Origin of the sequence: Leminorella grimontii (assembly GCF_039789245.1) — a bacterium.
In the GTDB taxonomy this organism is placed as follows: Bacteria; Pseudomonadota; Gammaproteobacteria; order Enterobacterales; family Enterobacteriaceae; genus Leminorella; species Leminorella grimontii.
On record NZ_CP146357.1, the window covers coordinates 77773 to 89583 of the forward strand.

The window sequence follows — 11811 nt, forward strand, 5'->3', positions numbered from 1 at the left end:
TTTTTGCGTTGCCTTTTGGCTCCCCCCATTGCCCTTTCCCCCTGAACGCGCTATCAATATAAAAAAACTATAACCACAACAACAACCAGAGAGCCTTTATGTACCACCTGCGCGTCCCCGCTACCGAACAAGAGCTAAACGACTACTATCAGTTTCGTTGGGAAATGCTGCGTAAGCCGCTGAATCAGCCGATTGGCTCGGAGAAGGACGGTTACGACCTGACGGCCTACCATCAGATGATTATCGATGCCCAGGGCCGGGTGGTGGCGGTAGGGCGGCTATACGTGAATGCGGACAATGAGGGGTCCATTCGCTTTCTGGCGGTGGCGGAGGACGTCCGCTATAAGGGGCTGGGAACGCTTCTGGCGATGACGCTGGAGTCGATAGCGCGTCAGGAAGGGGTAAAGCGGATCGTCTGCCGAGCGCGCGAAGAAACGGTCTCCTTTTTTGAAAAGCTTGGCTTCGTCAATCAGGGAGAAGTCACTGCGCCGTTGACCACGCCGGTACGCCATTTTCTGATGCGTAAGCCCGTCGCCTCGCTGGACGATATTCTCCACCATCCCGACTGGTGCGCAGAGCTGCAAAACGCCTGGCACGGCTCGATTCCCCTCAGCGAAAAGATGGGCGTTCGCATTGTTCAGTACACCGGCCAGCGGTTTATCACCACCATGTCCCAGAGCGTTAATACCAACCTGCATCAGACTCAGTTTGCCGGCAGCCTGTTTTCGCTAGCGACCCTGACCGGCTGGGGGCTGATTTGGCTGCTGCTTCAGGAGCAGCGGCTAGGCGGAGCCATCGTGTTGGTGGATGCCCACGTTCGCTATCATAAGCCGGTCAGCGGCCGGGCGATCGCAACCGCCGAGCGAGGCTCGGTTAAAGGAGATCTGGACCGCTTGGCGAAAGGGCGCAAGGCCCGAGTACAGCTCGAAGTGCACGTTGCCGGAGATGGGGACGTCGGCTGCGTGTTTGAAGGAACCTATATGGTGCTTCCAGAAGCGCATTAGCGCCCCTTTCCCCTTCCTAAAACAAAGGCTGCGGAGCCGGGCTTTCTTCCTGTGACGGCTGCGTTGGTGCTTCTTGCTGCGGCGTGGCGTTTTGCTCGTCCGGATAGCGCTGGCCGTCGTCGCCCTGAATAGACAGCGAGCTTTTCAAATCGGGCTTCGCTTCAGCGCCCTTAAGGCTTCCCTTCAGCGTTAGTTTGAGGCTGCCGTTTCCCTTCAGCGGCACCGGCTCCCAGCCCCAGTTTTGTAAGATATTCACCGAAACGCCGCGCCCGCTTAGCGAGAGATCGAGCGGCCTGTCGCTGCTCTGGCCGATGGTTGCCTGCCCTTCCAGCAGCCCGGTCGCGGTGAAGGCGCTGGTGTCGCTAAAGGTAATCGCGTTGGCGTCAGCGCTTACAACGGTGGACGGGTGGCGCAGATCGGTTTTATTCAGCGTCGCCGCAGAGGCGTTAACGGTCAGGTTGCCTTTCCACAGGCCAAATTGGCGGTCTTTGACGAGATGTAAATCGCTGCCGCTGCTGTCGACAGAGGTGAACTGGAACGGAAAGTCGGGATTGATATCAATGATAATGCTGCGATTGACGGCGAACTTATTGACGTACAGTTCGCGAAGCCAATCGGGCATCGGCTCCAAAAGGGCGCTTTTCCAGCTTTGCGGCAGCGTATAGAGCAAAGAAGTCAGCGCGACGTCGTCAAGCCGCAGGGTATGGTCTTTACGCGACCAGGCGCCGGTAGCGCGCACCAGGCCGTCCTGCCAGCGGCTGCTGAACTGTTTGATTTTTAGCGTATCGCCTTCCAGCTCCAGGTTTAGCACCGGATTCACCAGATGCTGGTCGCCCAGCACGATGTCATAGGCGTTGAACAGCGCGCTGCCGGCGTCAGCCTGCCATAGGCCGCCTTCTCGCCGGAGGTCTTTTAAAGACAGTGAGAAGTCGCTAAGCGCCCAGCCGTCGCCCTGTATGTTAGTGTTGATAAGGTCGGCGCGATTTAGCGTTAGGCTTACGCCGTCAACGTAGTTGTCTATTTGCGTTAAAAGCGCAGGCAGCGCCTGATGGCTTTGATACTTGACGTCGCTCAGGCGAAAGTAGTCTATCGTCCAACGGCCGTCCGGCGCGCGTTTGGCGCTGCCGGTCAGCAGGCCTCCGGCCAGATCGGCGCCGACGTTGGTGAGCAGCAGCTGGTTATCCCGTACGTCGCCCTGAATCAGAACGTTAGCGGTTTCCAGCTCGTTTAGCCAAAGCTTCGAAGCGCTGAACTCAAAGTGGGCGTTGTCGGTTGGAATCAGGCCGGACGTCAGCCTCCACGGAAGAAAGCCGCCGTTGACGCCTTCGCCTTTCAGCGCTATCTCGGGCGTTTTAACGTCGACGGACACGTTTCGCAGCTGCAGGCGTTGGCTCCTGACGTCCGGCGCGCCGGTTTTATCGGCCGAAAGCGTGAGCGTTCCTCCGTCCACTTCCAGTGAGGCAAAGCTGAGCGGCGTTTGCCAGAAGTCATCGCCTAAGTCGACGGTGAGTTTCTGCGCCTTTACCAGCGGCTCACGCTCTTTTACGCCAAACTCGGCCTGATTCAGCGTCAGCCTGAAGGGCGAGCTCAGGCTGTAGTCCAGATTGCTGAAAGCCAACCGGTAGGGCGAGTTGTTGCTTATCCATTGGCTTATCCATCCCGCGGCGTAGCCGGTTTGCGCAATAAAATAGAGCGCAGCGACGCCCAGAACGATGACGATAAGAAGCGTGTAAAAAGCTTTACGGATAAGTGCCATAGCCGGATTTAAACCACGGTAGCTGATGATAGGCATATTTTATGCCCCATTTGGCGAGGAATCTCAATGATGACGTCGAGGATTTCGAGAAAGAACGCGGTTTTTCCTTAACGAGCTGCCGTTATCAGCCGTTCGTTAAGGAACTATAAAAGCCCCTTTAGCTCGTCTGCACACAGGCTGGCCTCAAAAGGAATGACCTCGGCGGTCGCTAGGCCTAAACGTTGGAAAGGGTCCATTTGTAGACGGCGATGCAGGCTTTCAATACTGTCGCTTTTAGCGAGGATCACGCCGCCGGTTCGAGGGATTTTTCGGCCCGAGGCAAGAAATACGCCGTCGGCATAGCCCTGTTTCAGCCACTCAACGTGAGCCGGTATTTGTTCATCAATTTCGCTCAGGGGTTTGACGTAATTTAAGACGACAACATAAATCATACTCATACTGAAGGCCTTATGGTGTGAAGCGTGGAAATCAGAAAACGCGGTTGAAGCCGCCGCTTTGCGTTACTCACTGCGGGTCGTGGGGTCGGTTTGGGGATGAGCGCAAGGAAAGGGCGACAAGCGGCATTGTAACCGCTTGTCGTAGGACAGAATTTACTTCTCGTGCGGAAACACCAGGTTCAGCACGATGGCGGTAATGCCGCCAGCCGCGATGCCGGAGGATAGCAGGGTTTTCAGCCATTCGGGGGCGAACTGCAGGATCTGCGGCTGTTGAGAAACACCGAGGCCGACCGCCAGCGACAGCGCCATAATCATGATGGCGCGGCGGTTAAGCTTCTCGCGAGAAACGATGCGCACGCCCGATGCGGCGATAGTACCGAACATCACGATGGTCGCGCCGCCCAGCACAGGTTCCGGAATGCTGAGAACGAACTGGCTGACGACCGGGAACAGGCCGAGCAGCACCAGCATGATGGCAACCACGTAGCCTACGTAGCGGCTGGCTACGCCGGTCAGCTGGATAACGCCGTTGTTTTGGCCGAAGCAGGAGTTCGGAAAGGTGTTAAACACCGCAGACAGCATAGAGTTCAAGCCGTTGGCCAGTACGCCGCCCTTCAGGCGCTTCATGTAGACCGGGCCGGTCACAGGCTGCTCGGATACGTCAGAGGTGGCGGTAATATCGCCGATGGTTTCCAGCGAAGTGATCATAAACACCAGCATAAGAGGGATAAGCAGCGTCCAGTCTATACCTAAGCCGTAGTAAAGCGGCGTTGGCACCATAATCAGCTCGCTTTCCACCTTGGCCTGCTCCGGCAGCATACCCATCGCCCAGGCCAGCAGGTAGCCGATGGCCATCGCGATCACCAGCGAAGAAACCCGCAGGTACGGATTGCGCTGGCGGTTAAGCAGAATGATAGTCGCCAATACGACGCCGGCCAAAAGCAGGTTGCTTGGCGAACCGAAGGTGTTATTGGTTTCGGACATGGCGCCGTAGCCGCCGCCGATAGAGATCAGGCCGACCTGAATTAGCGACAGGCCGATAATCATCACCACGATGCCGGAAACCAGCGGCGTAATGATGCGCTGGGCCAGATGCAGAATGCGCGAAAGGAAGATTTCGGTACAGGAGGCCAGCATCAGCGTGCCGAACAGCGTGGCCATCATGGTCGGCACGTCCGCGCCGCCGTTTTTCAGCGCCGTTCCGCCCATAATCAGCGGGGCGACGAAGTTAAAGCTGGTGCCCTGAATAGACAGCAGGCCTGAACCGACCGGCCCCCAGGTGCGGATTTGTAACAGAGAGGCAAGTCCGGAAGCGAACAGCGACATGCTGATGATATGTTGGGTGTCCTGTGCGGGAAGCCCCAGCGCTTGACAAATAAGCATGGCCGGCGTGATGACGGCGACAAACATCGCCAGCAGGTGCTGCAGCGCGGCAAACAGGGTCTGCGCCAGCGGCGGACGGTCCTCAAGGTGGTAGATAAGTTCACTGCGCGAGGATTTGGCTTGCGGCTCTGCGCGGACAACGGGGGTAGAATCCGGGATGAGATCGGCGCTGCTCATAGGGGAAAGAAAACCTCTGAAGTTACAAAGTGGGCATTTTAATCGAATTAAAATTTATCGCAACCGTTTGCGCATACGTTTGCTGATTTAAAGAAAATGGCATTTGGCTACGGGCGTCGCGAATCGGTTGAATCGGGCGTCGGTTTGGCCCATTCTCGATAAAAACAGTCGGAGTAAAGAATGAAAAAGATAATGCTCATCGGTTTTGGCGGCATGGCGCATGAGGTGATAGCTCGACTGCCGCAGGGCGTTTCCGTTGGCTGGATTGTCGCCCGCGAGCGCCACCATGCGGCGATCGCCCAGCTCAGCGGAGGAGCGATAAAAGCCATTTCACATCCTATCGAGTGTAGCGAACGCCCCGATCTGGTACTGGAATGCGCCAGCCAGCAGGCGGTGAAAGAGTTCGGCGAAGCGGTGCTAAGCCGAGGCTGGGATTTAGCGTTGGCCTCCACCGGCGCGCTGGCGCAGGCTCAACTGCTCGAAACGCTGCGCACTAGGGCGCGGATTAATCACGCAAAGCTGACGATCCTCTCTGGCGCGGTGGCCGGCATGGATGGGCTGGCGGCGGCGCGGGAAGGTGGGCTGGAAAGTGTTACCTACGTCTCCAACAAAAGCCCGGCAAGCTGGCGAGGAAGCCCGGCGGAACAGCTTGTCAATCTCGATAACGTCAGTGAAGCAACGGTGTTTTTTGAAGGCTCGGCCCGCGAGGCGGCGCAGACCTTCCCCGCGAACGCTAACGTAGCGGCCACTATCGCCCTGATGGGTATCGGTATGGACAACACCCGGGTGCAGCTTCGCGTTGACCCCCACACCCGACGCAATACCCACCGCATTCAGGCGGCGGGCGCGTTCGGCGAGTTTCATATTGAGCTTAACGGCAATACGCTTTCCAGCAATCCGAAAACGTCGATGCTGGCCGCGCTCAGCGCGGTAGAAGCCTGTCGGCGGCTGGTGGACGACGGTTTGGCGGCATAGAGGCATAGATCGTCAGGCGTGGGTGTACTTCGCGCTCTCCGGCAGCCAGCGCTCAATCAGGGCGCTGGCGCTGTCGGGGTGATTTTGGTGGATATAGCGGGCGACGCGCTGGACTTCCGGGATCATGGACTGGTCGCGCAGCAGGTCCGCCACTTTAAACTCGGTAATGCCGGTTTGTCTGGTTCCCAGCAGCTCGCCGGGGCCGCGAATCTCCAGATCTTTCTGGGCGATAACGAAGCCGTCGTTGCTGTCGCGCAGCACCTGCAGGCGCTTTTGCGCCGTTTTGCTCAGCGGCGTTTTGTACAGCAGCACGCAGTGGGAGGCAACGGCGCCGCGGCCTACTCGCCCGCGCAGCTGATGGAGCTGGGCAAGCCCCAGGCGTTCAGGGTTTTCGATAATCATCAGGCTGGCGTTTGGCACGTCGACGCCGACCTCAATAACCGTCGTAGCGACCAGCAGCTGTAGCTCGCCCTGCTTAAAGGACTGCATGACCGCCTGCTTTTCCTGCGACTTCATGCGGCCGTGCACCAGACCGATGCTCAGCTCCGGCAGGACGGACTTCAACTCTTCGGCGGTTGCTTCCGCCGCCTGAGCTTCCAGCACGTCGGACTCTTCAATCAGGGTACACACCCAGTAGGCCTGGCGGCCTTCCTGCTTACAGGCGCCCTGCACGCGGGCAATCACGTCATCGCGCCGCGAGTCGGGGATAGCAACCGTGGTGACCGGCGTACGCCCCGGCGGCAGCTCGTCGATAACCGAGGTGTCCATGTCCGCATAGGCGGTCATCGCCAGCGTGCGGGGGATCGGGGTGGCGGTCATCACCAGCTGGTGCGGGTGGAACCCCTGTTCTTCGCCCTTTTCCCACAGCGCCAGCCGCTGGTGGACGCCAAAGCGGTGCTGTTCATCGATGATAACCAGCGCCAGTGACGAAAATTTCACCTGCTCCTGGAAGATGGCGTGAGTGCCGATCACCATAGACACTTCGCCCGAAGCGACGGCGGCCATCTGCTCCTGGCGCGCCTTGCCCTTTTGCTTGCCGGCCAGCCAGCCGACCTTGATGCCCAGCGGCTCAAACCACTGGCGAAAGCCGTTGGCGTGCTGTTCGGCCAAAAGCTCGGTCGGCGCCATCAGCGCGACCTGTTTGCCGCTTTCTATCGCTGCCAGCGCCGCCAGCGCTGCGACCAGCGTCTTGCCGGAGCCGACGTCGCCCTGCACCAGCCGCATCATGGGGTAGGGCTTCGCCAAGTCTTGCTCAATTTCTGCGACAACGCGCGTCTGCGCGCCGGTAGGGCTAAACGGCAGTGAGGACAGCAGGCGTTTTTTCAACGCCTCGCCGCCCGCCAACGCCTGTGCGCGATAGCTTTGCGCGCCGGTGCGCGTGGCCAGCATGCTGAGATTGTGGGCCAGCAGCTCTTCCAAAATCAGCCGCCGCTGTGCGGGGTGTTGGCCCTGTTCAAGGGTGGCGAGCTGAATGTCCGGCGGCGGACGGTGAAGGGTTTTCAGCGCCTGCGGCAGGCTGATGAGGTTGCCCAGAAGCTCGGCGGGCAGCAGCTCAACGACGGCGCAGGTGTCCAGCAGCGAAAGGGCCTGATCGGTCAATTTGCGCAGCGTTGCCTGTCGTACCCCTTCGGTGGTGGGGTAAACCGGCGTCAGGTTTTCTTCTAACTCGATGGCGTCCCGATCGCCTTGAATTCGGTATTCCGGATGGAGGATCTCTGCGCCGTGCGTACCGCGCTTTACTTCACCGTAGGCCTTGACCCGCCGGCCCGCCGACAGGCCGTTTTTCATTGCGGCGTTGAAGTTGAAAAAGCGCATGGTAAGCACGCCGGTGCCGTCGGTAATCTGACACGTCAGCATGCGGCGGCGGCCAAAAACGATGTCGCAGCGAACGACTTCGCCCTCGACGGTGGCGTGGAGCCCCGGCAGCAGCTCGCCAATAGGATAAAGGCGCGTACGGTCTTCGTAGCGCATGGGGAGGTGGAACAGTAGGTCCTGTACGGTGAACAGGCCGAGCTTGGCCAGCTTCGCCGACTGGCTGGCGCCGACTCCGGAGAGGGCGCTGAGAGGAACGGCGTCCAGCAGGCGGCCCTTCATGGCTTAGTCCTTCCTACTCTTAGGCTTGAGCGCCTGCATGGCGGCCCACCAGGCGTCGTCGGCGACGATCTCGCCGTTTTCATCAATGAGCGGCTGAGGCAACCCCTTGCGCTTGGCGACGTTGGCCAACACCGGATAGCCGCCTTCAAATAGAAAGCGCTGCTGTTCTTCAATGTTCAGCGTGCTGCCTTCCCGCCGGTACATGCCGGCGTTCTGGCGTTGGCGCTGGGCCTCATACAGGATCAGGGCCGAGGCGACCGACACGTTGAGCGACTGCACCATACCGATCATCGGAATAATGATATCCCGATCGGCCAGCGCCAGCGCTTCTTTGGTGATGCCGCTTTTTTCCTGCCCCAGCAGGATGCAGGTTGGGCGGGTGTAGTCGATGTCGCGAAAGTCGACGGCGCTGTCCGACAGGTTGGTCGCCAGAATCTGCATGCCCTGCTGCTTAAGGTGGCCGACGGCGCTCTGAATATCGCGATGGGTTTTCACCTTTACCCAGCTGTTGCTGCCCGCGGCGCTGGCGACCTGCGTGCGCATGCGCTCATGGGGCCAAACCGCGTGCACTTCGTGTACGCCGACGGCGTCAGCGGTGCGGATAATGGCGGACACGTTGTGGGGCTTGTGAACCTGCTCAAGGCAGACCGTCAGATCGGTCTGCCTGGTGGCCAGCATATGGCGTATGCGGGCGTAACGTTCTGGAGACATAACGCTTAGTTTCTGTTACGGGTGACTTTAATGACGTCCGGCATGATGCGAATTTTGCGCATGATGTTTGCCAGATGCACGCGGTTGTGGGTGGTCAGCCGAATGTAGGCTATGTAGACCCGCCCGTCCTTCTCTTCCGTATTCAGGCTTTGAATATTGGACTTGGCCGAGTTGATTTCTGCCGTCAGGTTGGCGAGCACGCCCTGGTGGTTGAACATCTCCACCTTGATTTCGGCGATAAACTCCTGCTCGGTGTCTTCCGCCCACTCGACCGCCATGAACTTTTCCGGCTCTTTCTGGTAGCCGCGAATGTTTCGGCAAGACTCATGGTGAATGACCAGCCCTTTACCAGGGCTGACGTGGCCGATGATTGGGTCGCCGGGGATCGGGCGGCAGCACTTGGCGAACGTCAGCAGCACGCCGTCCGCGCCGCGAATAGCCAGCTTGCGCCCGTTGATGGCCGGCTCTTCGTCCTGCGCCTCTGCGTCGTTAAGCAGGTTTTTGGCGATCATGATGCTCATGACGTTGCCTAAGCCTACTTCGGCCAGCAGGTCGTCAAGGGTGGCAAGCTTGAGGCGCTTAAGCTCGCGGTTGAGGCTTTTCGCGTCGATGTCGCTGACCTTACGCCCTTGGCCTAACGCGTGGTTGAGGAGCCTGCGCCCTAAGCCTACGGCATCATCGCGCTTGAGGTTTTTCAGCATTTGGCGGATTTTGGTTCGCGCCTTGGAGGTGACGACAAAGTTTAGCCAAGCGGCGTTGGGCCTGGCGCCCGGCGCGGTGATGATCTCCACCGTCTGGCCGTTGTGCAGCTCCTGCGACAGCGGATAGGGCTGCCTGTCGACGCGAGCGCCGACGCAGGCGTGGCCGATGTCGGTATGTACAGCATAGGCGAAGTCCACCGCCGTGGAGCCTGCCTGAAGCTCAACGATGCGCCCTTTAGGTGTGAAAACGTATATTTCGTCCGGCAGCAGGTCGGATTTTACGCTTTCGATAAATTCAAACGAGCTGCCGGCGCTTTGCTGAAGCTCCAGCAGGCTTTGCATCCAGCGCTGGGCGCGGATCTGCGCGGCTGTGCCTGACTCACCCGCCTGTTTGTAAGCCCAGTGGGCGGCGACGCCCATCTCGGCCATCTGGTCCATGTCTTCGGTGCGGATCTGCACCTCGACCGGAACGCCGTGCGGGCCAATGAGCGAGGTATGCAGCGACTGGTAGCCGTTGGCCTTAGGGATCGCGATATAGTCTTTAACCCGGCCCGGGCGCGGCTTGTACAGGCTGTGAACCTGCCCCAGAACGCGATAACAGGTATCTACGTCGCTGACGATGATGCGAAAGGCGTAGATGTCCATAATGGAGTGAAAGCGCTGCTCTTTAAGGTGCATCTTGCGATAGATCGAATACAGATGCTTTTCCCGACCGTTAACGCGGCAGGGGATGCCCGCCTCTTTAATCCGCCCGTCGATCTCGGACAGGATGCGTTGGATCATCTCTTTACGGTTGCCGCGCGCGGCTTTCACCACTTCTTTGATGACGCGATAGCGATTGGGATAGAGCGCTTCAAAACCGAGCTCTTCGAGCTCGATCTTCAAATGATGGATGCCGAGTCGGTGCGCCAGGGGGCTGTAAATTTCCAGCGTTTCCCGCGCGATGCGGCGGCGCTTGTCAGGGCGCAAAGACCCCAGCGTGCGCATGTTGTGAGTTCGGTCGGCGAGCTTGATGAGAATGACGCGGATGTCTTGCACCATCGCCATAATCATCTTGCGGAAGTTTTCCGCCTGCGCCTCTTTTTTATCGCGAAACTTCAGCTTATCGAGCTTGGAGACGCCTTCCACCAGTTCAGCCACGCTTTTGCCAAACTGGCTTTCGATGTCCTGATAGGTGGTGGGCGTGTCTTCAATCACGTCATGAAGCAGCGCGGCGATAAGCGTTTCATAGTCCAGCCGCATGCCCGCCAGAATGCAGGCGACGGCGACGGGGTGGGTAATGTAAGGCTCACCGCTGGAACGCGCTTGCCCCTCATGGGCGTCGCGCGCGACGACGAATGCCTGCTTAAGGCACTCTATCTGTTCTTCCGGCAGGTACTGTTTCGCCAGTGTGTTTAGGCTTTCAAACAGATACAAGGGCAAGTCCGCCAGCTATTAACGACGACCTTCAGCAATAGCGGCGACGGCTTGCATTTCAGCGGCATCCTGCTCTTGCTGTTCCTGACGGGCCTGGGAATCCAGAATTTGGCTGTTGATCAGGCCTTCTTCGATTTCACGCAGGGCGATAACGGTGTACTTATCGTTTTCTTCCGGCACCAGAGGATCTTTGCCCTGGGTTTGGATTTGACGAGCGCGACGAGCCGCGACCAGAACCAGGTCAAAGCGGTTGCCAATTTTTTCTACAGCGTCTTGAACGGTTACGCGTGCCATAAATGTATCACTCCACAGATGAAAAACGGACTGGGCATCATACTGAAACCGGCCTCAGTCTGCCAATAGTTTACTGATTAACGCTTCATTTCGCAGTTTCTGGCGGTCCAGACGCAGGCGTTCGCTGCGAATGATGGCCCTCAGATCGTGCAAAGCGAGATCGAAATCGTCGTTGATGAGCAGATAGTCGTACTCATCATAGTGGGACATCTCCCTTACTGCCTTATCCATACGCCCGGCGATCACTTCATCGCTGTCCTGGCCGCGTCCCTGAAGGCGGCGGACCAGTTCATCCTTAGAGGGCGGAAGAATGAATACGCTGCGGCTTTGCGGCATTTTTTCCCGGATCTGGCGGGCGCCCTGCCAGTCGATGTCCAAAAAGACGTCAATGCCCTGAGAAAGCGCACGCTCGATTTTTGCCCGCGAAGTGCCGTAGTAGTTGCCGAACACTTCCGCATATTCTAAAAACGCGTCTTCTGCGATGAGGCGCTTAAATTCCTCAGTGCTAACGTAGTAGTAGTGCTCGCCTTCGGCCTCTCCCGGCCGCTTTTCCCGAGTGGTGTGGGAAATGGAAACCTGCATATCGTACGTCGGCTGCGTTTTTAACAGTGCCTGAATCAGGCTGGATTTTCCCGCGCCGCTGGGAGCGGAAATAATATAAAGCGTACCTTTTGCCATCGAACCCTTCGCTATCGTTGTACTTGCTCGCTGCTGCCGTCGTTTGGTCTTGAATATATTGAACAATAGCCCGAAGCGAACCGGATGAGATTGCCGTTCACTTAGCGCATATCGAATATAAAGGCGTAAAAAATCCCCTAATAGTATACACCGTCGCCATTACGCATAAAACCTCGTCACACCAT

General features: G+C 58.3%; 10 protein-coding genes. 2 read left to right on the top strand and 8 right to left on the bottom strand.

Annotated features, from left to right (window positions below):
• Positions 1 to 98: 98 nt before the first annotated feature.
• On the top strand, positions 99 to 1004 hold the full coding sequence (fabY, locus tag V8L73_RS00430; RefSeq protein ID WP_347253866.1) for a fatty acid biosynthesis protein FabY: 906 nt from the start codon (positions 99 to 101) through the stop codon (positions 1002 to 1004).
• Positions 1005 to 1020: 16 nt separating this feature from the next.
• Here the strand turns inward: fabY and V8L73_RS00435 are convergent, their stop codons facing one another.
• From V8L73_RS00435 to V8L73_RS00445, 3 genes are all read right to left on the bottom strand, one after another.
• Entirely contained in the window at positions 1021 to 2796 is a 1776-nt protein-coding gene (locus V8L73_RS00435; protein ID WP_347253867.1) for an AsmA family protein, read from the bottom strand.
• A 107-nt stretch (positions 2797 to 2903) separates the two neighbouring features.
• A complete protein-coding gene (locus V8L73_RS00440) occupies positions 2904 to 3197 on the bottom strand; it encodes a YciI family protein (protein WP_027273753.1) in 294 nt (97 codons plus the stop codon).
• A 153-nt stretch (positions 3198 to 3350) separates the two neighbouring features.
• The gene (locus V8L73_RS00445; protein WP_347253868.1) at positions 3351 to 4757 is read right to left on the bottom strand and encodes a uracil-xanthine permease family protein; all 1407 of its coding nucleotides are present in this window, start codon (positions 4755 to 4757) and stop codon (positions 3351 to 3353) included.
• A 180-nt stretch (positions 4758 to 4937) separates the two neighbouring features.
• Here V8L73_RS00445 and V8L73_RS00450 point away from each other — a divergent pair, with 180 nt between their 5' ends.
• Positions 4938 to 5732, top strand: a complete 795-nt coding sequence (locus V8L73_RS00450) for an aspartate dehydrogenase (protein WP_347253869.1) — start codon at positions 4938 to 4940, stop codon at positions 5730 to 5732.
• Between the two features lie 12 nt (positions 5733 to 5744).
• Here V8L73_RS00450 and recG read toward each other — a convergent pair whose 3' ends face one another.
• From recG to gmk, 5 genes are read right to left on the bottom strand one after another with little or no spacing between them, the layout of a single operon-like run.
• Positions 5745 to 7826, bottom strand: coding sequence for an ATP-dependent DNA helicase RecG (gene recG / locus V8L73_RS00455; RefSeq protein ID WP_347253870.1), 2082 nt, complete (start codon positions 7824 to 7826; stop codon positions 5745 to 5747).
• Positions 7827 to 7829: 3 nt separating this feature from the next.
• Positions 7830 to 8537 carry a tRNA (guanosine(18)-2'-O)-methyltransferase TrmH gene (trmH, locus tag V8L73_RS00460; protein ID WP_347253871.1) on the bottom strand — a complete coding sequence of 236 codons (708 nt, stop codon included), beginning with the start codon at positions 8535 to 8537 and terminating at the stop codon, positions 7830 to 7832.
• Positions 8538 to 8542: 5 nt separating this feature from the next.
• Positions 8543 to 10654, bottom strand: a complete 2112-nt coding sequence (gene spoT, locus V8L73_RS00465) for a bifunctional GTP diphosphokinase/guanosine-3',5'-bis pyrophosphate 3'-pyrophosphohydrolase (protein WP_027273748.1) — start codon at positions 10652 to 10654, stop codon at positions 8543 to 8545.
• Between the two features lie 18 nt (positions 10655 to 10672).
• Entirely contained in the window at positions 10673 to 10948 is a 276-nt protein-coding gene (rpoZ, locus tag V8L73_RS00470) for a DNA-directed RNA polymerase subunit omega (RefSeq protein WP_027273747.1), read from the bottom strand.
• 54 nt (positions 10949 to 11002) lie between these two features.
• Complete coding sequence (gene gmk / locus V8L73_RS00475; RefSeq protein WP_027273746.1) at positions 11003 to 11626, bottom strand: guanylate kinase; 624 nt, start codon at positions 11624 to 11626, stop codon at positions 11003 to 11005.
• Between the last annotated feature and the right edge of the window lie 185 nt (positions 11627 to 11811).